Here is a 26,403-nt window from a genome sequence, read left to right as displayed (position 1 = left end):
CGTCTCCGCTCCACTGGCCTCCGCTCGTCTCTGCTCACTGCTGCACTCTGCTCTCACTCTGGATGTCACTGTTTTGAATCGCTCTCAGCTAAAACTCTCTACTAAAAACTTCAATACCACTAATTTACGCTCACCCTCATCATACAAAACGCGGCTCGGCATTGTCAAGAAGACCTAGCGCAGGAAGTCGCAGATTTTCCCGATCACTTCGCGCTCCCACGAAGTTTTGTTAAAGGTGTGGTCGGCGTCTTCGATCAGGTGCACCTGCGCGCGCCCTTCATACGACTGCGCCTGATAAGCAAGCGACACTTGGTACGGCACGGTCGGATCTTTGGTCCCGTGGATCAGCATCACGTCGCCCTTGTACCCTTTCGCCCGCTCCAAAACTTGCAGCGTCTTCAAGTCTTCCGCAAACGCCCGCCCGATCAGGTCGCCGTTGTAATCGTAGACCTGCAAGTCGGGTACGGCCAGCACGCTGTCGATCAGGTCTTTGACCAGCAGATACATCTCGCCGGCCGGACAGAGCAGCACCAGCTTGTGCACGTCTTGTGCGCGCTCGCCGGCGAGCACCGATGCGACCAGCCCGCCCATGCTCATCCCGAGCAGCGTCACCCGCTCCGGGTCGATGCGCGGGTCCTGTTTCACCATGTCGAGGATCGCGCCCGCTTCGGCGATCTCGCCGCTGACCGTCATTGCTTCGAAATTCCCGTCGCTCTCCCCGCTGCCGAGGAAATCAAAGCGGAAGCAGGCGATGCCCATCGCTTCCAGCGCACGGCAGATTTTCAGAAACATCCGGTGCGGCTCCAACTTGTCGCCGGTGAATCCGTGGTACAAGATCACCGCCGGCAGCCGCCCGCCTTCGTTGGGCTCCGGCACGTGCTCCATGCCGCGCAAAATCTGGCCGTCATATTCCAGTTCAATCGCTTTCTGCATCTCAAGACCTCCTTTAGATTCCGAAAAACTTCAGCTCCGACTCTTTGCTTCTTGCAGACAGCTGGTAGGTCGGGATCACCTGATGCTGGAGCAGAAATTCCAGCTGGTGGGCGCATTCTTCGATCGGCCCGTGCACGATCAGGGCCTGGTTCTTATAGGCGGCTTCCATAAAGGCGCGGCTCTGCGCATTTTGCCCGATGATCAGCACCGGGACGACGCGCTTGTAAGTGTGGGTCAACAGATGCTTGCGCGCCAACGCCGCTTCTGCCACCACGTCCGCGCCGAGCGCCTGCACCTGAAACGCTTCGACCGTCTTGACCAGATAGATCACTTCGTCAGACTCGATAAACAGATCGGCTTTCCCTCCGGCCTCGCCCAGCCGTTTGTCCTGCTCGAATTGGCAGTCCTGAGATTGCAGCATCTTATGTAAAATCCCCTTTAGGGACTGCGACTTAAACGACTCGATCACTTGCGATAACAGGCTCATCTCGTGTCTCCTCTTGGCAGTTTCGATAGTTCCATTATAGCAGGATTTTCGACCTAGTTGTCGAAAGCGTACTGGGCAGAAAAGGATATGGAGGAATTGGATACCTATGAAACAGAAAAAGCTCTCCGCTCTGCTCGCCGCGCTGTTGCTGGCAGCTCCCGCCACACCGTTTGCTGCTGCCGACTCCGCCTATGCGGCGACAAAGCTCGCGGCCCCGACCGACGTCCTGTTGCAACCCGACCGCACCGTCACTTGGAAAGCGGTGGAAAATTCATCCGGATACACCGTAAAAGTATATGATGCAGCCGACAAATTGATCGCTGAACGCCATGCCGGGTACGGCACGACCAAGTACGCCTTGAGCGACCTGCTCCTGCAAAACGGCACCTACTATGCCCGCGTCACGGCGGTTGGCAACGCTTACAGCTACACCAACTCCGACGAATCGGCGCGCTCAAACACGCTGACCGTCTCCGTTAAAATGACGCTGCCCGCTCCGGCGCTGCCCGCTTTGTCCGGCACCGGGCTCGTCTCGTGGACGGCCGGCACGAACAACGGTTATGTGCTGAACGTCTACCACTCGCCGAGCAACACGCTCGTCGGCAGCAAGCCGCTCAGCAAGGACGCGGTGACCGCCGAAGTGACCAGCCTGATCCCCGCCCGCGGCAGCTACTATGTCAAGCTGATCGCCAAAGGCGACGGCATGACGATGGAAGACTCTCCGGAGTCTGGCGCTTCCGGCACGCAGGAGCTGCAGCCGGCCCTGCGGTTGACCGCGCCGACGACGCTGGAACTGACCGAGAAACGCCTCGCGACCTGGAGCGGCGTCGAAGGCAACAACGGCTACCGCGTCTCCGTCTACCGGGCGGGCACCCATGCGGTCGTCGGTTTCCTGCAGGCGCCGAAAGACAGCACGCAGCTCGACGTGAGCCCGCTGATTCATGCTACCGGCTCCTACTACATCCGCGTGCAGGCGCTCGGCGCGAACAACAACTCCTCCGACGACTCGGTGCAGTCGGTCGCCAAAGACTATTTTATCGAACCGAACCTCTATGTCGTCCCGCAGGACAACCTGACTGCGACCACCGTGACCACCGATTATGCGGTACATACCGACGTGCAGGTGCAAAGCAACGCTGTGCTGGCCGAGCTTAACGCCGACAAGACCCTGCACCACATGCTCGTGCCGGTCAAGGCGGACAGCGCCGATCTGTCGGTACAGATCCAAGGCAAGATCGCCCTGCAGCTCCTCGCCAACTCGGCACAGGCGAAACTGCGCCTGCACACCGCGCTCGGCCAGCTCGCCCTGCCGGTGCAGGAGATCGCCGACATGGCACACACCAAAGGGATCAATCTCGCCGACTACACGGTGCAATTTGACTTGAAACAGCTGGCGGCGGCACGACCGTCCGACTATGAGACGATCCCCTTGAACCTCGCTGTCAAGCTCGTCGACGCCAACAAGCAGGAGACGGCGGTCACCGACAGCAAGACCTATCTGACGCTCACCCTGCCGGTGCCAAACGCCAAGTCGGCCGACATGAAGTCACTGTCCGGCGTGCGGTTGACCGAGACGTTTGAGCCTGTGCCGACCGTGTTTCGCACCGGCGCGGACGGCAGCGTTTCCGCCGAGTTCCGCTACCGGGGGACGGCGACGTTCGCCGTGAAGAAAAAGGCGGTGAGCTTCCCGGACGTGCTGTCGTCGCACTATGCCAAAGACTCGATCGAATCGCTGGCTGCCAGATCGATCATCGCCGGCTTCGAAGATGGCACCTTCCGCCCGCAGCAGACGGTGACCCGTGCGCAGTTTGCCGCGATGCTGGTCAAAGCGCTGGGGATCAAAGAGGACACCTCGGCCGTCTCCGTCTTCACCGATGTCGCAGCTGGCAAATGGTACAGCAGTGTCGTCAACACCGCGTTCCAAGCGAAACTGCTCACCGGGCGCGGCAACGGCATCTTTGCCCCGGAAGACCTGATCACCGCGCAAGAGATGGCGACGATGGTCACCACTGCGCTGCGCTACGCGGAGTTCTCCAAGACGCTCGATGAGGAGCAGATCTCCAACCGCCTGGTCACCTTGGCCAATACCACGGGCTTGTTCGCCTACGCCCGCGCCCCGCTCGCCTTGTGCATCGATGAGGGGATTCTGACTGGCCCGACTTTCAACAGTTTCAAGGCGACCAAGCCGGCCGACCGCGCGATGGCGGCCGACATGCTGTACCGTATGTTGAAGACGGCCAACTTTATCAATTGATGTTAAAATGTGGAACAGGGCTGGTGCTGCCAGCCCTGTTTCTGTGATTTGCTGGTATAATAGATGCGATTCTTTTCCTGGGAAAGGTGACGACAACTCTATGCGCTTGCGGGAAATCGACTTCATCCGCGCCATCGCCGCGCTTTCGGTGATCGCCATCCACATCACGGCCAGCTACGTGACCGACACGGCGCTCGGGCGGGCGTGGAATGAGATCATGCGGTATGCGGTGCCGCTCTTTATCATCTTATCCGGATTCGTCCTCTACAACATCGAACTGGGCCGTCCACGCCTGTCCTACCTGCAATTTCAGCGCAAGCGGATCGGCAAAGTGCTGATCCCGTATCTGCTCTGGACGCTCTTGTACGTCTTGTACATCGCTCGCCAGTTCCTGCGCGACAACGGCGTCGAAGGCATCCCGAAACTGTGGGGGCCGACGCTGGACCATCTGTGGTACGGGACGGCGTTTTACCACCTGTATTTCCTGATCATCACCTTCCAGCTCTACCTGCTCTACCCGCTGCTGCGCGACGCGATGAACCGCAAACCCATGTGGCTGCTCAGCGGCACGTTCCTGCTCACCTTATATGCGCAAACGTCGCTGTACATGGGCTGGGACACCGGCTGGCGCTTCACGTCCTTCCCGTTCTGGGTCTTCTACTTCGTGTTCGGCATGTATTTCGCCAAGCGCCAAGCCGACTGGAAGCCGCAGCTGCAACGCAAAAGCGGCTGGGTCGCCCTCCTCTGGCTCGGGTCGCTGGCCGTCTTGTTCCTCGACGGCTCTTTGACCAACAAGTGGGCCTACTCGATCAAGCCCAGCGTCATGCTGTACACGATCCTGTCCTTCCTGTTCTTCTACGTCGCGGCGCTGCGCTTTACCGAAACAAAGAGCCGCCTCGGGAAATGGCTCGACTGGCTGTCCGCACAGTCCTTCCTCATCTTCCTGCTGCACCCGCTGGTGCTCAACCTGCTGGGCAACCAGTTGAAAAAATACGGATACGGCGGCCTGTTCGAAGGAAACTTCGGCATGATCGCTCTGTACGTCGTGATCACGTTGCTCACCTGCGGGCTGACCTGGATCGGTTCGCGCATCCCGCTGACCACCTATTTTGGCGGAGTGTACATGCGTAAGACACAAAAAAGAGACCTCCGATGAGGTCTCTTTTTTCACGCTTGCCTTACGGTCTGCTGATGCCTTTCGAGACGTCCGTCTGGCTCAGCGCTTCGGCCGGCTTGCCATCGATCGTGAATTTGACGGTCGTCACCTCCGGGAAATTGTCAAAGACGGTCGAAGGCAGCGCTTCGACGAACATCAGCTCCTCAGCCGAGCTCATGCTTTGCACGTTTTGGCTGACGTCGAGCGTCAGCACGCCGCCTGCGAGCTTGACGCTGTTCAGCGATACTTTCTCCGGGACGGACGGAACGGTGTCTTTGCCTTTCTCCTTGAGCAGGCCGAACAGAACGAGCATCTTCTTCTCCGTGTCCTCGACTTTGGAGACCTTCGCTTTTTCCTTGACGACCGCCGAGGCATCCTGGTTGCCGCGATAGACGGTGACTTCGATCTGGCTGGCATCCGGACTTTCACCACGGTTCGACGAGGGCTGCGTCTGTGACCCGGAAGACGGCTGTTGCGACGAGCCGCACGCCGTCACCATAAGACTTGCACCGATCAAGATCGCTCCCAAGAGCATGCGTTTGTTCAAAGCTGATCATCTCCAATCCGATTGTGTACCTGTAAGACGAGAAACCGCACCGAGAAGTTGCGTCCGTACCGCAAATTGAGACCAAGGACACAACGTATCGTTTTACGGGTGGGAAAATGGTTGTTTTTCGGATGCCCTTTGTCCCTTGCCCTTGGACAGCCTTGTGCATACGATGCAAGAAAGCAGCGAAGGGAGGGAAAGCTGATGATTGTAGGACGTCGTCGCCGGGTGACCGTGATCAACCTGCGGGAAGGGCAATCGATCACCATCCGCTGCGGTCGCCGCACGTTTATCGTACGTTGCCGCCGCCGTTCCATCTAACATGGACGAAAAAACACCTGCCGCTGATGGCAGGTGTTTTTTTTTATTGCAGCGTCTCGTTATGATTAAAATACGGCAGATCCTTCTTAAAGATCAACGCCAACAACTCATCCGCTTTCACCAACTCCTCCGGGGCGAACGTCCCCATCATCAGCTGCGTGAGCACTGCCGGCGACATCGCCGTCTGCGACACCCGATCGCCCCACACAGCATGCAGAGCGCCGTCCTTGTAGGCCAGTTGCAGCGGCACACCGCTCACGCTTGCCAGACATGCATGGCTGGCGAACGCGGTCAGCACGGTTTCCCAATCGAGCACCTGCATCATCCAGGCGGACGGTGCGAAGGAGATCTCCTTCGCACCTCGCAGACGCAGATAGGCGGCGAGGCGGGGCAGATTCTTGTACGGGCCTTTGAGTGTCGGCTTCTGGCGGCGCTCCGCTTCCAGCAGCAGCGCATGCCAGACGGCTTCTGCGTGTTCAGATGCGGCCAGGCTGCACTCGGAGAGGAGCAAAGCGTCCTGTCCCTCGGCGAGATTCGCATAGCCGATGACCGCCTCGCCCACCGTAAACACGCGAAAATCGGCCGGATCTTTGACCGCAAAACTATGCCGGGTGCCCACTGTGGGCAGCAGTTCCCGCTGCCACCACTCGATCGTGCGCACCGGGTTCATCAGATGGCGGCGATGCTCCCCTTCATACAAGGCCATCAGTTGGGGCAAATCGCTCGCAGCGGCGAGCCGGGAAGAAGCGGCCCGCGACCCGTCTGCCGTCCCCGCTGTCATCTCGACATCATGAAAAGGAAACACCGGCACATAGCCGACGCGCGGATAATAGGTCGGATGCCCCAAGACGTGCGACAGCGCGTATCCTTTTTCCTTCGCCCGCTCCAGCGCGAACGATATCACCTGCTCGGCCAGACCTTGGCCGCGATATCCCGGCAGCGTGCCGACCGGTGACAACACCGCCGTCATCAGCTCCTTACCGGCAAAGCGCAGCCGTTTCGGGAGCAAACTGCACATCGAGACGAAGCGCCCGTCGTCCTCGGCGACGATGATCAGCTCAGGATCGAGGTCGGTCCGCGCGTATACCTCGTGAAATGTTTCCTCATGCAACTTGCCGTATTCTGGCACAGGTTCTTTGCCATAATGCGTAAATGCCTCCCGGATCAGGTCCAGCAGACGGGGAAACTCCCCCTTTTCAATCGAACGAATCTTCATCGCCAGCAACGACAACTCCTTTTCCTGTTACCACTTATGCAACCCGCACTGCTTGGAAAACGCGCACAGTTCGTGCAGCTTGCGGCGGTTGATCACGCGCCGTTTCGCGGTGCGGCTGTATTCTGTATACTCCTTGGCCGGCACGAGCAGGCCCAAGCCTGTATGTTCATCATCGATGAAGCCAAGGTAATAGGCGTCATCCTCTCCGGCAAGCTCCAGTCCATCAAAGACCAGGGCACAGCCGGCCGCTGCGAGGCGGTCGATCTCTTCGATGGCAACCACTTCAAACTGAAACCGGTTCTCCTCATGCTCAGCTGCGTCCTTCTGAAAATCCTCGGCCAGCACGCCTTGCAAAAAGGCGAAGTCCCGTTTCTGCAGCGCATAATCGATCAGGTTGTCGCGGATGATCTTCCCGATGTCCATCCCCGTGCCCCCTTCCCGTTTCTGTGGTGCCTTTATTATCCCACGACATCCTAAAACACAACAGAGCCGGAAGGCAGAAAACTTTGTCAAATTGTCTAAAATACAAAAAAGCCCCGCTCTACCGAACGGGACTTACCGTTGTCAATCGGGCAACTGCCCGTTCGATCGACGTCTGCAGATATTCGTGAATCTCTTGCCAAGAGAAGAGCTGCAGCGGCGCCTCCAGCGTGTCAGGCTGATAGGCATAGTCTTGCCGGACCTCCTCCTTCAGGCGCAACACCGCCTCGAACGCCACCTCTTCCAGTTCGGTCCCGCCGTCCGCGCGGAGCAGTTCGGCGAGCACATCCTGTGCACCATACCGCTCGATCAACTGGCCGTTCAGCGTGCGGAAATCTGAATAATACGCAGGCAGAATGCGCGCCCGTTCCTCCTGGCCGGCGAACAGAATGTGCCGCTCAAACACGGTCGTCAGCCAGACATCATCCGCGATCAGATGCGTCAGATAACCCCTGTAGAAATCATCCCCGCCAGCGTCCGCATACTTCGCAGCAAACCGCTCGACATCCACATACTTCCGCTCTTTCTCTTCATCCCACGATAAAAAATGAGACAAGTCTTTCGGTTCCCGCATCAAATGGTGTGCATCCGGCGCGATGCCGCCCAGCAAAAAGCGCGGCAGGTCGGCCACACCGAGCCTGCGCCCTGTCTCAGCAGCGATCAACACATGCATGATTCTCGAACCCATTTCCGGCAACGCCCGCTTTCCTTTTCTTTCCCTCATTATGAGGATAGAAACGGACAGATTGCAAGCCTCCCCGAGCCGAACGCCTATTCCATCGCCAGCGCTCGTGTCACCGTCTCACGCCCCATCTTCCATGCCATCGGCAAGGAAACCAGCAGCGTCACCAGATAGACGGCATCTACGACCAGCCCAATCGTACCCCAAGGCGGCCGCAACGTCTCGATCCCCAGCGCCTGCGTAAATCCGGCCACCATCAGTGCGGCGCCACCAAGTCCGACCAGAACGGCGAGCGTCACATACAGCCCGCTTTGCGTCAGCACCATCTTTACCAACTGCCGGGGCGTCACAGAAATCGCCCGCAAGATCGCATATTCCCGCCGCTTCGCCTGAATGCTGGCCGCCAGCGTGTTGATCATCCCCAGCACGCCGACCAGCATCACCGTGCAGACCACCGACCACAAGATCGATCGTTCCAGCGCAAATCCCTGCTCCTGCTTGTTCATTTCCGTCTGCAAATCGGTATAGCGCAACTCCGCATATTTCCCTTCCAGCGCGCTGAAGCCCGCGAGCACCTCGACCCGCTTCACCGGGTCGATCTCCACCAAGATCGCCAAGGCGTTGTCGAGATCGATCGTAAACCCCGGCCCCGGCTGGATCGGATGGCTCTGGTCCAGATAGACCCCCAGTTCCTGATACGGCTGTCCCGGCAACGTGTCCACGATTGCGCCGACCGTAACCGTGTACGACCGACCGCTGTTCACTTGCAGCCGATCTCCGACTTGCACGCCCAGACCCTCCGCATATTTCCGGGGAAATACGACAGTCTCTGCCAACGTACCTTGCAGTTTCGGCAGCAGGCCAACATTTTCCATTTCTTTCAAATCAACTTTGTTGTAGCCGATCGTCTGATAGCGCGGCACATTGGCAAACGGCGACGGTCCTCCGTTTTCCTCTTTCCATTCCGGCAAGCTGCGGGAATAGTCGTACTGGGCAAGCGTCGCCCCGCTGCCGCTGAGCGAAATGCCGGTTGCCCACTGCACGCCGGGGATCTGTTTGATCTCCTCTGTCACCGCAAGCGAAAGTTCAGAGTTGACCGACTTGCTGCTGCTGACTACAAAATCGGTCACATAGGTCTGGCGCAAGTTGTCCATTGTGCTCTCGTACAGCACATTCAGCACCGTCGTCACCGAGAGCGCCAGCGTGATCCCGATCGCCACGACGAGAATGGTCAGCGTGCTTTTCTTACGCTCGGCGATCAGGTTTTTCACCGCGACAAACGACTCCCGGCCGCCCAGCCACTCCGCCGGTACGGACAGTACGTTGAGCAGAAAAGGAGCCAGGAAAGGTACGCCTGCAAACACCCCGATCACGCCGCTCAAACCGCCGAGCACACTGAGCAAAGCCCGCTCACCGCTGCCATCCTCCGCTCGTTGTCCGGTGACAAAACAAGCAGCGCTCGCCGCTGCAAACACGAGCAGCAACGCGATGCTGGCGACGTTTCCGCCTTTGCCGTCCCCTGCCAGCGCGCTTTCCCGCGCGGCTTGAATCGGCAAGACCTTCACCGCCTTGCGCGCGGGCAGCAGCGCCAGAAGCACATAAAACGCCCAGCCCGCCGCCGCAGTCGCCAGCAGAAACGTCCACGGCAGCGGCGCCTCGGCCATCTGCACGTCCAACAGACCGGCGATCCATGCGCTGGACATTGTTGCGAGCAGCACACCAAGCCCGAGACCGAGCCCTGCACCGACACCGCCGATCAGCGTCGCTTCGGTCAGCACTAGACGGAACACCTGCCCGCGACTCCCGCCGATCGCCCGGAGCGCCGCCAGCTCGCGCACACGTTCCTGCACCGCGAGCTGAAAATTGCTGAGCACGAACAAAGCGGACGCCAGCAGCGCCAGCACGCCGAGCGAATACCCGATCCCTTTGAGGAACACGATCAGCTCTTTCGCTTCGTCCAGCCCTTCCATCAGATCGATGTCGAGGTCGTTCGCTGCCGTCTTCAGCAGCGTGTACGCCGCGTTTTTGTGCATGTCCGGCTCCAACTTGAGCAACACCAGATTGGCCTGCCCCGGCAAGGCGAACCGCTCCTGCAAACTCGTCAGATTGAAGAGCACCATCTCTGGCACCGCTCCTGAGGCGGCGGCGCGCTCCGGCAGCAGTTCGGCCACTTTCCAAGCCTGCGTCTTGCCGCTCGGAAAAGGGATTTGCGCCGTGTCGCCAACCCCGACGCCGAGCCGCTTGGCCAGCTTTTGCGAAAGCGCCGCTTCGCCTGCGCCGAGGTCTTGCGTAAACTTGTAAAACCGCTTCGCCTGCGCCGAGTTGTCCGCGCCGACATAGTACATCCCGTTCGCGCGGCCGTCATAGTCGCTGCTGTACTGCTGCGGGTTGACCAGGATCACGCCATGCTCGGCCACCCCGGCTGTGCCGGTCACCGTTTCGACCAGTTCCGGGCTCATGATCTTCCGCTCATGCCGATACCCGGCCATCAGGTCGGAGTCACCATAGCGCTCGACAAACTGCTGTGCCAGCGCCGCGTCCATCTTGCCGTACAACACGAGCATCGCGGCGAGCAGGCCCACGCCAAACATCGCGCCGAGCACCGAGAAGAGCGTGCGGCCTTTTTTCGCCTTGAGAATGTTCAGGGCCAGCCCTGTCATGTTTGCCCTCATCCTGCCCCCACCTCCGTCACGTCGCGCAACTGGTCCATCAGCGCGAACGCTTTTTCCCGCTGCGAGAGTTCGGCACCGTTGCGATGTTCGCGAACGATCTTGCCGTCGCGGAAGAACAGCACCCGGTCGCCATACGTCGCCACCATCGGATCATGCGTCACCAGCACGATCGACTGCCCGAGCTCTGCGCGCATGTTGAGCAGCAGCTCCAGCATTTCCGCCGAGGTCTGCGAATCGAGATTACCCGTCGGTTCATCGGCGAGCAGCACCTGCGGACGATGCACGAGCGCACGAGCCAGCGCCACCCGCTGCTGCTGGCCGCCCGACATCTCGCTCGGGCGATGCGTGCGCCGCTCAGACAGCCCGACCCGCCGCAGCATTTCCTGCGCACGTTCGCGAAGCTCCTTTTTCGACGCCCCGGCCAAAAGCAGCGGCAAGGCGACATTTTCCTCCGCCGTCAATGCGGAGAGCAGGTTGAAAAACTGAAACACGAAGCCGATCTTCTCCCGCCGGTACTGCGTCGCATACGGCTCCCGGTCAAATTTTTGCTCCCGTGCGCCGCTGAGCAGAATCTCGCCGCTCGTCGGGCTCTCCAGCCCGCCCAATATATGCAAAAAGGTCGACTTGCCCGAGCCGCTCGCGCCCATGATCACCACAAACTCCCCATACTCAAGCGTCAGATCCACGCCATGCAAAGCGGTGACTTGGGCCTGACCTTCGCCAAACACCTTTTTCACGTCTCGAACTTCCAGCACTGTTTTCATCTGTCATCCCTCCTGTCACGATCATAAAAAACCGGTTTCCACATCGTTTCAAGAAGATGTCAAGAAGTTGTGAAGAAAGTTTTCCTGAAAATGAAGGAATTTCGAAAGTAAAATTGAATTTAGCTTCAAGAAGATAAATTCACGTCGCAATGGGGGTCCAAACCACATGGCAGAAATCCAAGCAAGCCCTGCGCTCGCCCACCTGGAACAGCAGTTGAAAAACGGGCATGCAGAAGCGCTGACCGCATTCTGGGACTACATCGCAAAAGAAGGCGCTCCCTTGATCGAAGAGACCGAAAATGAAGATGAAGTCTTGTTGACCTTCCTGTGGCAGGCAGAAGCTGAGGCGGACGAAAACGTGTATATCCTCGGCGGCCCGGCCGGCTGGAAGTTGGAAGAAGCCAAGCTGGTGCAGCTGCTCGATACCAATGTCTATTACCGCACCTTGCGCACCCCGCTGCGCTCGGTCGCCGAATACTATGTATCTCCGCACGACACCTTTGGCGACGACTGGTCGGCGCGCCTGCAGAACTTGCAGGAGGACCCGCTGAACCTCCATTTTCTCGTCCATCCGGCCAACCCGGACAAGCCGGCGACCCAAGATACGACGACCGCCGTGCTGGTCTATCCGGGCTTCGAGCCGAACCCGTACCGCGCCGTGCGCCAGCATGCACCGCATGGCGAGATCACGCAGCACCGCCTGAAGAGCGAGATCTTGGAAAATGAGCGCAGCGTCTGGGTCTACACGCCGCCGGGCTATACGGCCGATGGCGAGCCGTACAGCGTGCTGGTGCTGTTTGACGGCTTCGAGTACGACAAGATCGTCACGGCGCCGACGATCTTAGATAATCTGCTGGCCGATGGAAAAATTTCGCCGGTCGTCACCGTTTTCGTCAACGCCAACGACCGCCGCAACGAAGAGATGCGCGGCACGGCGATGTTTGCGCAGTTTGCAGCCGAAGAGGTCACCTCGTTTGTGCGCGAACACTACAACGTCAGCACCGACCCGGAGCGCGCGGCGATCGGCGGCTGCTCCAACGGCGGCCTGATGGGCCTGATCGTCGCGATGCAGCATCCGGACATCTACGGCAACGTCCTGTCCCAGTCCGGCTCGTTTGCCTGGGGCTACGATGGCGAGCCGGAGTGGTTCATGCATCAGCTGGAGAAAGCCGAGCAGGTGCATCTGCGCGTCTACATGGATGTCGGCACCTGTGAGCAGCCGGACATTTTTGAAGCCAACCACGCCATCCGCGACCAGCTCCGCCAAAAAGGAGCCCGCGTCCACTACGCCGAATTCAAAGGCGGCCACGACTGGGTCTGCTGGCGCGAAACGTTTGCCGATGCGGTGGTAGCGCTGTTTGGGAACTAGCAAAACACCTCTGCCTTTTTCAAAAAGAGCAGAGGTGTTTTTGTTTTCCTCGTCCGTTTCGCTGTAAATTCGTTTAGAAGCCCCGCTTCTTCGCAAAATACGCTGTGCCGAAATCGACCAACGCCCGCTGCCCGATTAGCTTGGCGTCTGCCGAGCCGACCTTACCAGACTGGATCGGGTGAGCCGCTTCGAACTGTTCGCCCGCTTCTGGGAATTGGTCAGAATCGATCTCAATTTCTGCAAACGTCGCCCAGACGCGCTGACCGTCCCTGATAATCGGCGAGCCGAGCATCTCCTTGACGGTGCCCGGCGCACGGTTTTCCGACAGATGCAGCGACGTGTTGCGGTCGTGTCCGACCCCCAACAGCAGCACATAGCCGTCCAGATCATAGATGCGGGCGAGCGGCGACCGATCGCCGAGCCCATAGTCGAGCGAATGGTTGTCCGTCACCAGTTCCTTGTGCTTGCCCCATGCCGCAAACGAAACATGCGGGTGATTGGAGCGGAGCACACCGGGGAAGGTGCGGAACGTATCGACAATCTTGCCCATGTTCCGGGTCGGCGTGAACAGCGGGTCGAACGCCGGCATCGTCTCGCGAATGATCTCATGCCACTCCTTCGGCACCGGCGGATTCTGCCACAAGGCCGGGTCGGAGAACTCCGACGAATGAGTTGGCATGACCAGCGTCCCTTCCTCGGTCAGCACATCCATCAAAGCCTGCACGACGGCGACCGCGCCCCCGCAGACCCAACCCAGCGAGGAGAGCGAGGAGTGGACGATTACAGTCATCCCTTCCTTCAAGCCCAAAGCCCGCAGGTCGTCTGCCAGACTCTGCCGCGTGCGTGGCATTGTAACTACGTCGATTGTATTTTGTTCGCTCATGCTATCTTCTCCTTCGTGTTCCGATCCTGAATGCTTTTTCCATAATTTATGTTGCAATCTTTCGTGCACTCATGTTAGGTTAGATGTCGTATCGGAACTGTTCTTGTTATGACGATACCACGGTATGAATTTTCGGAAAAGGTGGTAGAACCATGAAGCTAGGTGCATTTTGCGTAAGTTTAACTGTCAAAGACATTCACCGCTCAAAAGCCTTTTACGAAAAACTAGGTTTTCACGCCCGAGGTGGCGATATTACTCAAAATTGGCTGGTTATGAAAAATGAAAATTGTGTGATCGGCCTCTTCCAAGGCATGTTTGACAAAAACATCCTGACCTTCAATCCAGGGTGGAATCAAGATGCCGAACACCTCGATTCGTTTACGGACGTTCGTGAACTTCAAAATCAGCTGAAAGAACAAGGCATAAATCTTCAAACTGAAGCAGACGAATCAACTACAGGACCGGCATATTTGACACTTGAAGATCCTGACGGTAATCAGATTCTGATCGATCAGCACAGATAAACAAACAAAGGGAAGGGATTAATGCTATGTAGCACAAATCCCTTCCCTTTTCTCATTTACTTTAATCATCAGAGTTGCCTTCAGCCTCTTTGAACGGTGCCGAAGTAAATTATTACCCTCCTTAACCTCTCATGATTGTTGTTTTCATTTTGAAAGTCGGGATACTTCTCCAGATTTGATTCAATAAAATGATACTGAGGAAACCGTTCAAAAAAACCCTTACTCAACAATTCAATTTGCCGATTTGGGATTTTGTCACCATTACCCTTCAGAAGATAACTCGTCGTTCCAACAATCACAGCGCAATATTCATTAAAGTCAGCGTTCAAACTTTCATCTTCAAGCAATGCAAAATCTCTTTCAAAATCAACCTTTATTTTACTCGTCCCCTCATATGGAAAAGGATTCACCATGATGAATTTATGCATGTCCGATATTATTGATAAAACTTCTTTGTGCCACATCCTCTCCCCCTACATCCTTACCATGTTTATTAAAATTTTTGATAGCCTCATATATTACATCACTTCGGCCAATTCCACTTCAAATATCCCCCAAAATTTCACCTCATATGCTGAGTGCATCAGAAAACCCGAGTGAAATACACCCGGGCTTGCAGTAATTTACTACTGATATTTATCATAATCTACTTTCAGTGCAATATGAACAGCTCTTTCTAGGTCATTGTTATTAAGTGCTACAGCCATTTGGTCTGCTTCATCTTGCCAATCTGGACCATAAAGTAGTAAGTAATCCGAGAATGACTGTAAAGCCAAAACCTTGTTTTCTTCTAGCTGTACCAATCTTTGATAAACTAAGAATCCTAAATGAACCGGTAAAAAATCTTGTTCTTCATTTCGAGAAATAATTTCTTTAATGATAGACGGTACCTGACACGCATTCAGTTCAATCTCAATATCACTTAAAACTCGGTTAAATTCTGCCTCTATCTTCATGAGTTCCATTTCACTAAGACGAGACCAGTCAATCTTTTGAAACAACTGCAAATTGTCGATGTGTTTCAACAACAAAGATATCACCTCACTTAGGATAGTATGTGGAAATACTAACTATCCCATCTTTTATTTTCATAAGATCGTATCCTACGTTACTTCCATTTACCGATATAGTTCTTTGTAATGTGTTTTTCGTGGGTAATGCTACCCTTGATGTAATCAATGTTGTTACATCACTTAATATAGCTCCTTCAATTTCATCCATGGTGCCAATTCCCTGTACGCTACCAGATCTATGACTTCGATTGTACCCATGTCCGCTATTTATTCGGACACTGTTCCCTTCGATTTCAAATGATCGTCTTAAGTGGTCCCCTGTCCCAGTTACAGAACTTGGCTGATACTTACAACTATTATGCGTCCATATTCCTAGATTCGAAACAAAGTACGAATGGAAGTCCTTCACCATAAAATTGTACACGGTCTTGTGTTCTTTTCTAATCACAAGTTTTCTAATGGATAACTCCAGTCCCTTAGATGTGGTTAGTACATCCCCAACTTCAAGGTGCTTAGCTTCCACCCAACCCTTCCCAACAATCCAGAATGGATGCTCGTCAGTTGTTGTAAGAACCTCGTTACCCACAAAAACATTATATGTTTCTTCAACATTTCGTTTGAATAGCCATTCAACCTCCTTAAAGGCCATCTCGCCTGAGACATCGTTTTTGGCAAGTACAAGATCACCTACTTGAATATCCTCGATAGGCCTCTCCCCCACATTAGTGAGAACCTTGGTGCCGGCGGTAAAGCAATTGCAGCCCTTTTTCCCTACTCCCTCAAAAAGATCGTCCACCCACTTCTTTGCCTTAGTAACCCCTTGCTTTATTTTATTTCCCAAATACCCGAATGCTTTTTCCAACCCATATGCCAGCCCATAACCAACAGACGAGTTACCGCCACCTGACCCACCGTATTGACCTGGCTCTTGGTCTGCAAGCCCGGTTGGGTCAACAATGGTTACTGGATTGTTGTGCACATACACATACTCTGGCATTTGAGACAAAGGATCTTTACTAAGCAAACGTACCGCTGTTGGATCGTAATATCTAGCATTTAGGTAATACAGCCCTGTTTCCCGATCATACCGATACCCCGCATACAAATACGGATTGAGCTTCGCAGCAGCCCCTGACTCGGATAGGAGCACGCCCCACGTATCATACTCGTACGTTGCCGCAATATTGCCTTCCGCATCTGTCAGATTAATGACATCCCCGCGGTGATTATGAACGGTGTAGTAGGTAGCGCCGCCGCCATAGCTGTCCGTAATGCTCAACAGTTGTCCCGTAGGACTCCATGTGTAGTACTTCTGCAGAACACCGCCGGAAAACTCGGCTACAACACGGTTGCTGTTGCCGTTGTATAAAAACTGAGTGGTATGCTCCCGGATTCGTTCCACCACACGGCGGCCCAAGTGGTCATACTCGTACGAGGCTACAGCCGAGTTATCTGCTGCGAGTTTAATCGCTGTGAGACGGTCTTCTGCATCCCAGTCGAAGAGGAATTTTCCGTTCGACTTGAGACGGCCGGCTGCATCGTACGACCACGCAGTATCATTGACTTTGACCAACTGAGTGTGGGTCGGATCATATTGATACGTTGTGATCGTCTCCGTACCGTCAGCCAGTTTTTGAACCCGCTGTTCCCGGTTCCCAAATGCATCGTACGTGTAGGACACTTCATTGCCGGTCGAGCTGACCTCTTTCTCAAGTTCCCCTGTCGGCGTATACACGAAGTTCAACGTCTTACCGCTCTGATCTTGGATCGAGGTGAGGTTGCTCTCTTCATCATACTGGTACGCAAACGAAGATAACAAAGCGCCAGAATTCGTCTGGTTGCGCAACTCAGTAACTTGCCCCAGATTGTCATACTCCGCGCGCATGATCGTGTTGTTGCCCTTTTGCAGCGTGGAAAGCTGGTCGTGCTCGTTAAACAGGAAGCGGATCTTTTTGCCATCCGCATCGGTCATCGCGATTGGCTGATCGACCAGATTATAGGAGAACCATTCTGTCTTCCCGCTGGTGCTGCCAAGGGGGGTGAAGGTTTTTTGCGTGACATTGCCAACCTGATCATACGAATAGGAGACTTGTGCCTGGTTGTCTTTCCAGAGTGTCATGCGGTTCAATTCGTCATAGTTTGCCAACCAGGAGAAGGCCAGACCCAGGTCTTTGACCTCTTTGATGTTCCCGTTCGCATCGATGTTTGAGTACTGATAACGCTTTGTGCCGTTATGCAAAACATCGGTCATGCGGTCCGCTTTGTCGTACGCATAGGAAACGGTCTGCCCGGTAGGCAGATTCGTTTGTTTCAAATTCCCATTAGACGTGTAGGAGTACTTGATGGAATTCCCAAGCGGATCGATCGTTTCAGCGATTTGATCAAGTACGTTGTACTTGAATTTCGTCTCTCTGCTCTCGCCGGACACCGCCTGATCTTTGATCGAGAGCAGTTGTCCGTCTCGGTCGTAGGAGTATCGAGTAGTCAAGGCACCTCCCGGAAGCGTTACCTCGGACAATCGATTCAGAACATCGTAGCTTTGGTTCGTGACATACCCTTTCGGACTGGTGATCACTTTCGGATTGCCCGAAGCATCATAGTCGTACGTGATGCCGTTCCCGTTCGCGTTGGTCGCTTTGCTGATCCAACCGGTGCCCGTCTTGTATTCATAACGGGTCGTCACGCTTTCTGACTGCAGGCGCACATTGTCAAAATAGACGGTTCCTGTCGCAGTCCCTGTTCGAAGCAGCGGTTTGAGAGTTACTGTACCCGCTACTGCCTGCCCTTTCGGCAACTCTACCGCTAAACGCTTCCAGTCACTCGTGCCATACTGGCTGTTCGAGACAGCTTCCAGCAAGGTGCCATTTGCATCAAACATTGCAATTTTAAGGGTTGCGGTTGCGCCGCTCACGGTTTTGGCAAAAGCGCTGAAGTTGTACGCCTTGTCAGATTCATACGGGATCATCTGCGCATAGTTATACCCCGTCGAACCTGTTGTATCACTTGTGGTCGCAACAGACAAGGCGCGACTGCCCGCGTATACATTCGTTCCCACGCCCGGTACGGCAGTCACCCATTTATAGTCTCCACTGAGTGCGGTTGGTTCCCAAGATTCCGGGAGTTCCACACCTGCCGCTTTGCGCTCGAAACTGGAATTATCGAGCAGGTTGTAGGCAGTGTCCACCGGATTTTGCTGCAACTGGACGGCATCAAAATAAGAACTGCCTGCACCCGTACTGTTTGCATTGGCCAGCTTCACGCGCACTTTTGCCGTATTCGCCGGGAAGTCGCCTGGCCGAATCGCCGTGTTCCAGCGCTGCCACCCAAACGATCCGTTTAGGCTGAGCTTGCCGACTTCGCCAAGGTACACATCGCTGCTGCTGTAGACCATCACGGACAGTACAGTGTTCTGCGTGCCCGACTGCTGGGTTGCCTTCAGATAGCCTGCAAGAACATATTCCGTTGCAGGATTTACGGTTACAAGATCTGACTGTAGCACCGTGTAGCCAAGGGAATTGCTATTCGCTGCAGACAAACGGATTGCTTGTTTGCCTACAAAAGCATCCGCCTCATGTGACCACATCTCTTTCTGCCCTGCGTTAAAGCTGAAATGAGCCGGAGTTCCGTCAGCGTTTGGCGCGTTTTCAAAACTGCTGTTGTCGACGAGATTATCCGCCCAGCCGAGGAAGTTGGTTTCACTGGTCGGATTGCCGTCCGCATTGTGCTCTTTGGCTTGGCTCGTGTAATACGGGTCACGGGACGTCTTTTGATTTTTCCCGCTGTCATACGTGTAATAGAACTTTTCATTACTGCCGCGCGGACCTTGGTGGGCGACAAGGTTTTGAGCCGCGTCGTAAGAGTTCCATTCTTCATGGCTGAGCGGATCTTTGCTGTAGGTCAGACTGCCCTGATCATTGTACTGATAGGTCCATACGCGTCCCATCGGGTCGGTATGGGACGTTCTTTCATTCGAGCTCCAGCTGTATTTGTCGGTTAGTTTCATACCTGACGGATCGCGCTGCAGCATCTCCATATTCATGTTTTCATTGTATTGGTACAAGTTTTTCTTGCCTTCGCCGTCATAGCTTGCAGCTTGCTTCGTCGGCGCGTAGGCGGTGTACTGTGCCCCGGAGACGAATTCGCCTGCCTCAGAAGACTGTTCGAACTGGATGGCATCAAACCAGCTCGTCCCGGCTCCCGTTCCATTTGTGGCAGCCATTTTCACGCTGACAAATGCGGTTCCCGCCGGCAGCGACGTGTACGTCTTCGCGATCTGCTTCCAAGCAGCCGTCCCTTGAACCGTAGGGCGCGCGGCCTGCTCAACCTCTCCGATCAACGTTCCGCTTGCGTTGTATGCGAGCAAAGACAAGATCGTATAGTGGGCACCCGAGGATTGAGTAGCTTTTACATATCCGCTGAGCGTATGCGGTTGCGCCGGGTTGACCGAGATTTTTTCCGAAAGGTAGACCGAATATGGCGTGCTCGAACCTGTAGCAACGTTGACTTTTATCGCTTGACCATAAGGCGAACCTGCAGTTGTATCTTTAAGCCCTGTCGGCTGCCCCTCGCTTCTGATCAAATGATCCGGGATCTGGTCGCCGTCCGAATCAACTTCGAAGTTGCTGTTCGTCATGCCGTTTGCAGGGTTGATCGCAGTAATGACGTTCTCGTCTGCGTACTGATAATACGTGGCCTTTCCTTCCGGAGTCACCGACGCGACCAGCCTGCGGTCACTGTCATAGCGATAAACGAAATCACCGCCCACAGGCGCCGCCGCCGGCTCGGTCACCTTGGTCAGGTTGCCGGAACCGTCATAGAAATACGACCACTGTTTCGCCGCCGGATCGGTCGCAGCCGCTACCTTGCCGTTGGTACCGTAGGTCAAGGTGATGGCGTTGCCTTTTTTGTCTTTGATGCTGCTGACCTTTTTGTTAGCATCTCGCACATAGGTGACGGTGTTGTCTGCAGCGTCACGGATTTCGGTCAGCCATTCGTCGACAAATGTGTAAGTCGTTTTCTGCGGGGTCTTGATCAGCCAGTTCGTGCCCGATTTCTCCAGCGTCCAGTACAATCCAGGCAGCGGCTGATAGCCTGTCTTCGCCGCATTCTGCTCAAAGAAATGAATCGTACCGTCCGCTTCCTTCAGCCTGAACGAGCCATCATCCAACTTTTGAAGTTGAACATCCAGCGGTGAACTCCACCCGTAACCGAAGACACCAGACTCCGTGGATCTGCTGTTGTAGGCACGGTAGAGATTGAGATCAACCCCGACTCCCGGATAGGAAATGTCGGTGCCGGACAAGTAGAGATTGCGGTTGGCCATATTCACCGGGCCGTCAAACGTCCAATAGGACTGACCGCCCAAAGGATCAGAAACATACGTGATTTCCAAGGCCGGCCCGTAATGTGTGCCATTGTTTGCATAGGAAGCGATCAGTTGTCGCAAGACGAGCGATTCGTTCTGATAGCGCAATTCCATACCGTAATTCGGCTGTTTCAGATCGTACCAATCTTTTGCGATCTTGGTGACATCGAAATACCACCAGTCACCCGGGGTTGCTTTGGCGGTATAAGAAGCCTTGTTCACATCATCAACAAAGCCTGCTGTATTGGCCTGATTCCAGGTCACCGTATCATGCACCCACGGTTGTTTGATACGCCGTGCTTCGACAACCGGTGTTTCATTTGTTACCCAAGTGGTGTCATTTTGTACAGCAAAGTAGGCGTTGCTAACCACTGCACCGTTTGGTAATTTAGGCAATTGAAACTGATAGAGCGAACGTGTATACCCGTGGTCAACACCGTAGCCGATCAGCGTGTGATCCCAATCGGTGAATTTCACACAGGTTCCATTTTCATTTCTGCATGCAGAATTCGGACTGAATGACTCAACCGTTGTGTCTTTCACTTGCGCGTTATATTCAGCTTCGATCGTAGGGTCGATTTGAACCGGATATGCACGTTCTGGATCTTGCAACCATGCGGAATCGGCCACAACGTCCAGATACGTGGTTCCTGTTCCTTCATCGGTGTGAAATTGATAATCGACATCGTACGAAATGTTCTTATTGGCATCCACCATAAACGGTGTTTGCAAATTCAGCGTTGGGACGCTCTCTCCTTTTTTAAAGAAAGAGACGGAGCCGTCCTCGTTCTCTTGATACGAAAGATTGGATGATTTCATTTCAAACGAATAGACAGCAGGTGCGGATGCGTCCTTGAGGATGATCGTTTCTTTTAATCCGTTTGCTGTCACATCGTAGGTCAGATCAGAATTGGGCGCTACATTTTCATAGGTCAGTTCATTTCCTTCGACAGCAGCATTGACTGCTCTTGCAAAGAGTGGGCGAAAAGACAGCCCCGTCCCTTCGTAGGTAAAATCAACAAAACCTGCGTTTGCCCGGTTTTTTAACTCGACGGAAAATCGGTTTGCTTTGTTTCGCAAGTGACCGTTCGCTTTGACCTCCAAATTGGAGTCGATCGGAAGCCAACGATCGGTGTTCGGGTCTTTGTAATGAATCCTTTGCCCATACACTTTGACGGTCGTGCTTCCATCCGGGTTGCGAAAGCTTTTGGAGTTCTCCGTCCGCTCTTCGACCAGTTCGACCGGTTCTGTTGGCGGCTCGGAAAACGAAACATCTTTACCAAGCTTCGGCAACTCTTCTGTCGCCTGCGCGGTGATTGTAGTCCCCTGCAGGGTCCCCAGCAGAAGCGCTGCGGATAATAAAATGCTCATTGCTGAGCGGAATCCAGATTTCCTAAACACTTACATTCCCCTCTCATGCTGTCTTCACAAAGTTGTAACATAGCTCTACCATAATAGCTGAATCTGTGAAGAATTCAGATGAGTGAAAAATGGGTTTATTAGGTGAAATTGGTATAATGCTATTGTTTATACACATTGGGAAATCCTATAAAAAACTATCATCAACTCCTGTTATTCAAGTGGAGCACATCGGAAAAGTTGCAAATTCATTCCGCCACAGCGCCGGGAAATTGTTGCGCACGAAAAGACCTTGTAGGCATTTGCCTACAAGGTCACGTGCTCTCATATTTGGTTATTTGAAAAAACATCCTGACCTTCATTCCAAGTTGGAATCAAGTGCCGAATACCTCGATTTGTTTGCATAAACAAATGTTTCACAATATCGATATTCCAATGCAAGTTGGTATTGTTCGCCAGCTGGTTTCGGAGTCTGCACAACAAATTACCCTTTCAAGGTTAAAAACTCATTTCTCGACACCTGTTCTCCTAAAATATTCATCATAGGCCTCATCAATCTTTTTCCGACATACCTCTTCCCAAATTTTTTAAACTCTGTGATTTTGGTATCACCAATATCTTGTGGAACCATTTCACCACCAAACCCGATCCAAGCATCGGAATCCGGCACTTCACCGTACTCTGCTGAATATGCAATTTCATGCGGGGCATAAGTAAAGCTAACATGCTTACAATTGTTCTCTAAACAGTGGTAACCCGGCTCACCAAATCCGTTTCTGCAGTATGCGGGCACACCATCCTCATTCGAATTTTTGGAGCATAGTAATTCTAAAAGTACGTGTTTGATCGTCATCGATCCACCTCAACATTGGATAGCAAATCCATCAACGCCTTCACCACTGTTATTTATCATATTTATTTTTAGTGCATTGAGATAGTCCAAAACATCATGGAATAGTACATTGATGAATTTCAGGTGATGCTCCGCAACGTTTCTTAATCATGCCTGCCCATAAATCATTCAAGTGATCTTGAAGGTTCTCCATCATCTCCTCACTTCTACCACTAACATAGTTCCCTTCCGGAAGAAACAAAAAACGTCACCGGCCTCCCGGTGACGCTCATCCCCCTCTTACTGGAACGCTTGTTCAACATTGCCGAGCACGGCGTTGGCCATCGCATCGTTATCATTGGCGATGACCCATGTGCCCTCTTTTTTGATCAGATTGATGGTTGCGTCGGTGACAGCATTATTTTCGATGTACGGGCAATAATGAATGGAAAGCGCCCACATGGTCATTTCGCTCATGCAGGCAGTATTCCCCGGCTGGATAACATTAACCATAAAACGAGCGCATAGCCGTGACGTTGAAACCACAGACTATGTCCGGTGAAATGCAGTGCTTGCATAGAGGAGGTACGCAAACTATGAACCAACAACTGATGCAAGATCTCCAGCAAATCCGCTCCATCTGCCAGCAACTGTCGCAAAATGAGCGGCAAAACGCGCAAATGTTCGCTCAAAATCCGGGCATGCAAGCGATCGCCCAGCGCGAAAACTTCGCGGCCAACCAACTGCAAAACTGCGTCAGCCTGTGCAACCGCATCGAACAGTCGCTGCTGCAAACCAACGCAGCTTCCTACAATCCGCTCAGCAGCTTCAATAATGTCAACTTGCCGTTTTCCAACTTCGGCCGCTAAGCCTGATCTAAAAAACGAAGGAGGTGCTCCCCATGCCATTTGGAGCTCATGAAACGATGGAAGTCCACGAGGTGCTAAATGAACAGATCTGCCTGATCGACCACCTCGCGATGTATGCGGAGATGTGCAGCGACCCGGCACTGTTGCAACTGGTGCACCGTCACCGAACCCACGCGCTGACTCATTACAATCAACTGGCCGCCTACACGCACGACTACCGCGCCGCCGTGCCGAACGAGGTGCAGTTCTCCCAAGTCACGTCGCCGCGCAACATTCAGTACGGGCTGCACAATCCGGCTCCGGTCGCTCCGATGGGGCTCGACCAGTTCTACGATGCGCAGATCGCGCGCTCACTGTTGCTCGCCCACAAAAACTCGGCGAAAAACCAGCTGTCCGCTTCGCTGGAATGCGCCGACCCGTACATTCGCCAGATGCTGCTCAACGGCGCCAACGCCTGTAACTACCATGCTTATGAGGTGTTCGAATATCTGAACGCGCGCGGGATGTACCAAGTGCCGACGATGAGCGATCACACGGCGAAGACGTTTTTGCACACCTACCAAACGCGCTAAACACCGAAACACTTAAAAAGCAGATCGGCCATCCGGCCAATCTGCTTTTTAGGTTATTTCATCTGTGCTTGCTGTTTCGAGCGGGCACGCTGATTCCATTCGTTCGTTGCCGCTTCCACCTCTTCGATCAAGGCATTCAGCTCCTGCGCGTACGCCGCCTGATCGGTGGCGATCGACAGAGTCGAAGCGGTCTGATCGTTCATCTCCGCCACCTGCTTGATGATGCGCTCGACCGAGCTCTGGATGTCTTTCGAAGAGCGCTTGACCTCTTCGGACAGCTTGCGCACTTCGTTGGCGACCACGCCAAACCCGCGCCCGTGCTCTCCGGCGCGCACCGACTCGATCTGCGCGTTCAGACCCAGCAGGTGCGTCTGGTTGGCGATGCCCATGACCAAGCGGATCACCGACTCGATCTCCTTGCTGTAGCCGGTGAGATTCTTCATCGACTCCGCGATGTTCTCCTGCGCATGGGACAGCGACTCCGCCGATACCGCATAATGCGTCGCAATCGTCGACACATGGCGCATCGACGTCTCGATATCATTGGAGATCTGCTCCATGTTCTGACGGTACGTGTTGTCGTACTGCTGCAAGATGATCGAGGAATCGAACAGCAGACGCTTCGTAAACGCCCGCAGCAAGGCGACCTCCTCGTCATGCCCTTCCACCAGCTCAGAGAACAGGCTCACATACACGTTGGTTGCACTCATGAACCAGTCCGGCGTCAGTCCGATGCGCGCATGCACCAGACCGATCCGTTCCCGCGTCGCCACATAGGCATCGTCAATCACGCCGCCGGCCAGCGAGAGATAGTAGTCGATCTGCGTTCCCTTCAAGCGATCGATCGTGCTGTGATCGTGCACGATCTCCTGCAGCGCAGGATGCTTTTCCAGCTCCTCATAGAAGCGGTCGACCACCTCACGTTTGCTCGCCTCAAACAATTGACGATGCGATGCCAGCACCTGCAGATCTGCTTCGCGCAGGCCGCTGTATTTCCACACCTTTGCCCATTGCTGACTCAATTGAACCGCCAAACCCATCCGTCCCTTCTTCTCTCTCTTTCATACGATTAATTATAACATTGAAAGCAGGAGACTCGTAGCAGGAACTCACACAGCCGGTCGCGAATAGTCACAAGATCTGGGAAATACAGGAGGATTTGAGAGCATGGCCTCGATCGACAAAGCAAGAGAGTTCGTCTACAAACACGGCGCTCTGTGGGAGCGCAGCCTGTTCGCCTATCTCTTTGACGGCGGTTCGCTCGACCACTTGCAGCAGTGCCTGCTCGCGTATAAAAATGCGGACGGCGGCTTCGGCCACGGCATGGAGCATGACATCAAGTGTCCGGACTCCAACCCGCTGGCACTGGAATTTCTGCTGACCGTCGTCCGCGAAACGGGCATCCCGGCCGGCAACCTGTTCGATGGCACCGCCACCTGGGTCGAGCAATACCTCGCCGATGACGGATCGCTGACCAACCCGCCCACCCTGCACAACTACCCGTACGCTCCGTGGTGGAGCCAAGGCGGCCAGACCATTCCCGCCTCTACGGTCGGCAACTTGCGCCGCCTCGGCCTTGTCACTCCGTCGCTGGAAGCATCGACCGCGAAATGGGCGGCGGAGCACTTGAGCGTGGAGAAAATCCGAGCCACCGACTGGCTGTTCATGGCCTACCACGCCTACGATTACTACCTGACGCTTGAAGACACGCCGGAGACGCGCCCGCTGCGGGAAGCGACGATCGCCACGATCATCCGCCTCGCGGAAAACGCACCGGAGAAGAGCTTCTTCACGCTCTGTCACTATGCGTACGATCCGAATTCTGAGCTGACCCGCGCCCTTCCGCCCGCACTGCTTGAGAAACTGCTCACTCACCTCGAGGGCACGCAACGCGAGGACGGCGGCTGGAACGATGAACACGACCTGATGTACTGGCAACCGTACATGTCGACCCTGATCCTGCTCACCTTGAAGAACCACAACCGACTGTAAGAAAAAGCCAAGGCAGCCTGGTCGTAGCCCCGTCAAGTAGACAGTAATAAAGGACACGTATTATGCAGCGAGCGCTTTCCGGTACTCAACGGGGGAGCGCTCGCTTAATTTAG

22 protein-coding genes are annotated in these 26,403 nt (G+C 54.6%); 7 read left to right on the top strand and 15 right to left on the bottom strand.

The window, feature by feature from the left end; translation table 11 throughout:
- Nucleotides 1-174: 174 nt before the first annotated feature.
- Together EV586_RS16120 and EV586_RS16115 are read right to left on the bottom strand one after the other, a co-directional pair.
- Nucleotides 175-933, bottom strand: coding sequence for an alpha/beta hydrolase family protein (locus EV586_RS16120; protein ID WP_132946140.1), 759 nt, complete (start codon nt 931-933; stop codon nt 175-177).
- Between the two features lie 13 nt (nt 934-946).
- Nucleotides 947-1,420: a hypothetical protein gene (locus EV586_RS16115; protein ID WP_132946139.1), complete on the bottom strand. Its 474-nt coding sequence runs from the start codon at nt 1,418-1,420 to the stop codon at nt 947-949.
- A gap of 106 nt (nt 1,421-1,526) precedes the next feature.
- Here EV586_RS16115 and EV586_RS16110 point away from each other — a divergent pair, with 106 nt between their 5' ends.
- Nucleotides 1,527-3,674, top strand: coding sequence for an S-layer homology domain-containing protein (locus EV586_RS16110; protein ID WP_132946138.1), 2,148 nt, complete (start codon nt 1,527-1,529; stop codon nt 3,672-3,674).
- A gap of 100 nt (nt 3,675-3,774) precedes the next feature.
- Nucleotides 3,775-4,830, top strand: coding sequence for an acyltransferase (locus EV586_RS16105; RefSeq protein WP_165898650.1), 1,056 nt, complete (start codon nt 3,775-3,777; stop codon nt 4,828-4,830).
- A 22-nt stretch (nt 4,831-4,852) separates the two neighbouring features.
- Here the strand turns inward: EV586_RS16105 and EV586_RS16100 are convergent, their stop codons facing one another.
- From EV586_RS16100 to EV586_RS16075, 6 genes are all read right to left on the bottom strand, one after another.
- Nucleotides 4,853-5,377, bottom strand: a complete 525-nt coding sequence (locus tag EV586_RS16100) for a GerMN domain-containing protein (protein ID WP_132946136.1) — start codon at nt 5,375-5,377, stop codon at nt 4,853-4,855.
- Between the two features lie 364 nt (nt 5,378-5,741).
- Entirely contained in the window at nt 5,742-6,914 is a 1,173-nt protein-coding gene (locus EV586_RS16095; protein WP_132946135.1) for a GNAT family N-acetyltransferase, read from the bottom strand.
- 27 nt (nt 6,915-6,941) lie between these two features.
- On the bottom strand, nt 6,942-7,337 hold the full coding sequence (locus EV586_RS16090; protein WP_132946134.1) for a hypothetical protein: 396 nt from the start codon (nt 7,335-7,337) through the stop codon (nt 6,942-6,944).
- 118 nt (nt 7,338-7,455) lie between these two features.
- Complete coding sequence (locus EV586_RS16085; protein WP_132946133.1) at nt 7,456-8,067, bottom strand: zinc dependent phospholipase C family protein; 612 nt, start codon at nt 8,065-8,067, stop codon at nt 7,456-7,458.
- Between the two features lie 98 nt (nt 8,068-8,165).
- Nucleotides 8,166-10,748 (bottom strand): FtsX-like permease family protein, encoded by a 2,583-nt coding sequence (locus tag EV586_RS16080; RefSeq protein ID WP_132946132.1) that lies wholly within the window; start codon nt 10,746-10,748, stop codon nt 8,166-8,168.
- Nucleotides 10,745-11,512, bottom strand: coding sequence for an ABC transporter ATP-binding protein (locus EV586_RS16075; RefSeq protein WP_132946131.1), 768 nt, complete (start codon nt 11,510-11,512; stop codon nt 10,745-10,747). Before EV586_RS16075 ends, EV586_RS16080 begins: the two co-directional genes overlap by 4 nt.
- A 166-nt stretch (nt 11,513-11,678) precedes the next feature.
- Here EV586_RS16075 and EV586_RS16070 point away from each other — a divergent pair, with 166 nt between their 5' ends.
- Entirely contained in the window at nt 11,679-12,881 is a 1,203-nt protein-coding gene (locus EV586_RS16070; protein ID WP_132946130.1) for an alpha/beta hydrolase, read from the top strand.
- A 73-nt stretch (nt 12,882-12,954) separates the two neighbouring features.
- On the opposite strand, the gene EV586_RS16065 is transcribed toward EV586_RS16070, so the two are convergent.
- A complete protein-coding gene (locus EV586_RS16065) occupies nt 12,955-13,764 on the bottom strand; it encodes an AAC(3) family N-acetyltransferase (RefSeq protein WP_132946129.1) in 810 nt (269 codons plus the stop codon).
- A 152-nt stretch (nt 13,765-13,916) separates the two neighbouring features.
- On the opposite strand from EV586_RS16065, the gene EV586_RS16060 reads away from it, so the two are divergent.
- Complete coding sequence (locus EV586_RS16060) at nt 13,917-14,288, top strand: VOC family protein (protein ID WP_132946128.1); 372 nt, start codon at nt 13,917-13,919, stop codon at nt 14,286-14,288.
- An 80-nt stretch (nt 14,289-14,368) separates the two neighbouring features.
- On the opposite strand, the gene EV586_RS16055 is transcribed toward EV586_RS16060, so the two are convergent.
- The 5 genes from EV586_RS16055 to EV586_RS21215 form a co-directional block, all read right to left on the bottom strand.
- The gene (locus EV586_RS16055) at nt 14,369-14,752 is read right to left on the bottom strand and encodes a YxiJ family protein (protein ID WP_132946127.1); all 384 of its coding nucleotides are present in this window, start codon (nt 14,750-14,752) and stop codon (nt 14,369-14,371) included.
- Between the two features lie 162 nt (nt 14,753-14,914).
- Nucleotides 14,915-15,316 carry a hypothetical protein gene (locus EV586_RS16050; RefSeq protein WP_132946126.1) on the bottom strand — a complete coding sequence of 134 codons (402 nt, stop codon included), beginning with the start codon at nt 15,314-15,316 and terminating at the stop codon, nt 14,915-14,917.
- Between the two features lie 13 nt (nt 15,317-15,329).
- Nucleotides 15,330-22,037, bottom strand: a complete 6,708-nt coding sequence (locus EV586_RS16045; RefSeq protein ID WP_132946125.1) for a polymorphic toxin-type HINT domain-containing protein — start codon at nt 22,035-22,037, stop codon at nt 15,330-15,332.
- A 472-nt stretch (nt 22,038-22,509) separates the two neighbouring features.
- On the bottom strand, nt 22,510-22,878 hold the full coding sequence (locus EV586_RS16040) for a hypothetical protein (protein WP_243653064.1): 369 nt from the start codon (nt 22,876-22,878) through the stop codon (nt 22,510-22,512).
- 279 nt (nt 22,879-23,157) lie between these two features.
- Nucleotides 23,158-23,334 carry a hypothetical protein gene (locus tag EV586_RS21215; protein ID WP_165898649.1) on the bottom strand — a complete coding sequence of 59 codons (177 nt, stop codon included), beginning with the start codon at nt 23,332-23,334 and terminating at the stop codon, nt 23,158-23,160.
- A 119-nt stretch (nt 23,335-23,453) separates the two neighbouring features.
- Here EV586_RS21215 and EV586_RS16035 point away from each other — a divergent pair, with 119 nt between their 5' ends.
- A complete protein-coding gene (locus EV586_RS16035; RefSeq protein WP_132946124.1) occupies nt 23,454-23,726 on the top strand; it encodes a hypothetical protein in 273 nt (90 codons plus the stop codon).
- Between the two features lie 32 nt (nt 23,727-23,758).
- Complete coding sequence (locus tag EV586_RS16030; protein WP_132946123.1) at nt 23,759-24,298, top strand: spore coat protein; 540 nt, start codon at nt 23,759-23,761, stop codon at nt 24,296-24,298.
- Nucleotides 24,299-24,351: 53 nt separating this feature from the next.
- Here EV586_RS16030 and EV586_RS16025 read toward each other — a convergent pair whose 3' ends face one another.
- Complete coding sequence (locus EV586_RS16025; RefSeq protein ID WP_165898648.1) at nt 24,352-25,332, bottom strand: globin-coupled sensor protein; 981 nt, start codon at nt 25,330-25,332, stop codon at nt 24,352-24,354.
- Nucleotides 25,333-25,465: 133 nt separating this feature from the next.
- Between EV586_RS16025 and EV586_RS16020 the strand changes: the two genes are divergently transcribed.
- Complete coding sequence (locus EV586_RS16020; RefSeq protein WP_132946121.1) at nt 25,466-26,290, top strand: hypothetical protein; 825 nt, start codon at nt 25,466-25,468, stop codon at nt 26,288-26,290.
- The last annotated feature ends 113 nt before the right edge of the window (nt 26,291-26,403 follow it).

This window comes from Tumebacillus sp. BK434 (assembly GCF_004340785.1).
Classification (GTDB): domain Bacteria; phylum Bacillota; class Bacilli; order Tumebacillales; family Tumebacillaceae; genus Tumebacillus_A.
Note: the sequence above shows the minus strand (reverse complement) of the source record. Positions and strands in the feature narration are given on the sequence as shown.

Excerpts from the sequence above, each read along its gene's own strand:
- EV586_RS16020 (WP_132946121.1), top strand. The coding sequence starts at position 25,466 with ATGGCCTCGATCGACAAAGCAAGAGAGTTCGTCTACAAACACGGCGCT.
- EV586_RS16110 (WP_132946138.1), top strand. The coding sequence starts at position 1,527 with ATGAAACAGAAAAAGCTCTCCGCTCTGCTCGCCGCGCTGTTGCTGGCA.
- EV586_RS16075 (WP_132946131.1), bottom strand. The coding sequence starts at position 11,512 with ATGAAAACAGTGCTGGAAGTTCGAGACGTGAAAAAGGTGTTTGGCGAA.
- EV586_RS16045 (WP_132946125.1), bottom strand. The coding sequence starts at position 22,037 with ATGAGCATTTTATTATCCGCAGCGCTTCTGCTGGGGACCCTGCAGGGG.
- EV586_RS16035 (WP_132946124.1), top strand. The coding sequence starts at position 23,454 with ATGAACCAACAACTGATGCAAGATCTCCAGCAAATCCGCTCCATCTGC.
- EV586_RS16070 (WP_132946130.1), top strand. The coding sequence starts at position 11,679 with ATGGCAGAAATCCAAGCAAGCCCTGCGCTCGCCCACCTGGAACAGCAG.
- EV586_RS16055 (WP_132946127.1), bottom strand. The coding sequence starts at position 14,752 with ATGTGGCACAAAGAAGTTTTATCAATAATATCGGACATGCATAAATTC.
- EV586_RS16030 (WP_132946123.1), top strand. The coding sequence starts at position 23,759 with ATGCCATTTGGAGCTCATGAAACGATGGAAGTCCACGAGGTGCTAAAT.
- EV586_RS16060 (WP_132946128.1), top strand. The coding sequence starts at position 13,917 with ATGAAGCTAGGTGCATTTTGCGTAAGTTTAACTGTCAAAGACATTCAC.
- EV586_RS16085 (WP_132946133.1), bottom strand. The coding sequence starts at position 8,067 with ATGCATGTGTTGATCGCTGCTGAGACAGGGCGCAGGCTCGGTGTGGCC.
- EV586_RS16080 (WP_132946132.1), bottom strand. The coding sequence starts at position 10,748 with ATGAGGGCAAACATGACAGGGCTGGCCCTGAACATTCTCAAGGCGAAA.
- EV586_RS21215 (WP_165898649.1), bottom strand. The coding sequence starts at position 23,334 with ATGAGCGAAATGACCATGTGGGCGCTTTCCATTCATTATTGCCCGTAC.
- EV586_RS16090 (WP_132946134.1), bottom strand. The coding sequence starts at position 7,337 with ATGGACATCGGGAAGATCATCCGCGACAACCTGATCGATTATGCGCTG.
- EV586_RS16095 (WP_132946135.1), bottom strand. The coding sequence starts at position 6,914 with ATGAAGATTCGTTCGATTGAAAAGGGGGAGTTTCCCCGTCTGCTGGAC.
- EV586_RS16105 (WP_165898650.1), top strand. The coding sequence starts at position 3,775 with ATGCGCTTGCGGGAAATCGACTTCATCCGCGCCATCGCCGCGCTTTCG.
- EV586_RS16040 (WP_243653064.1), bottom strand. The coding sequence starts at position 22,878 with ATGACGATCAAACACGTACTTTTAGAATTACTATGCTCCAAAAATTCG.
- EV586_RS16065 (WP_132946129.1), bottom strand. The coding sequence starts at position 13,764 with ATGAGCGAACAAAATACAATCGACGTAGTTACAATGCCACGCACGCGG.
- EV586_RS16115 (WP_132946139.1), bottom strand. The coding sequence starts at position 1,420 with ATGAGCCTGTTATCGCAAGTGATCGAGTCGTTTAAGTCGCAGTCCCTA.
- EV586_RS16120 (WP_132946140.1), bottom strand. The coding sequence starts at position 933 with ATGCAGAAAGCGATTGAACTGGAATATGACGGCCAGATTTTGCGCGGC.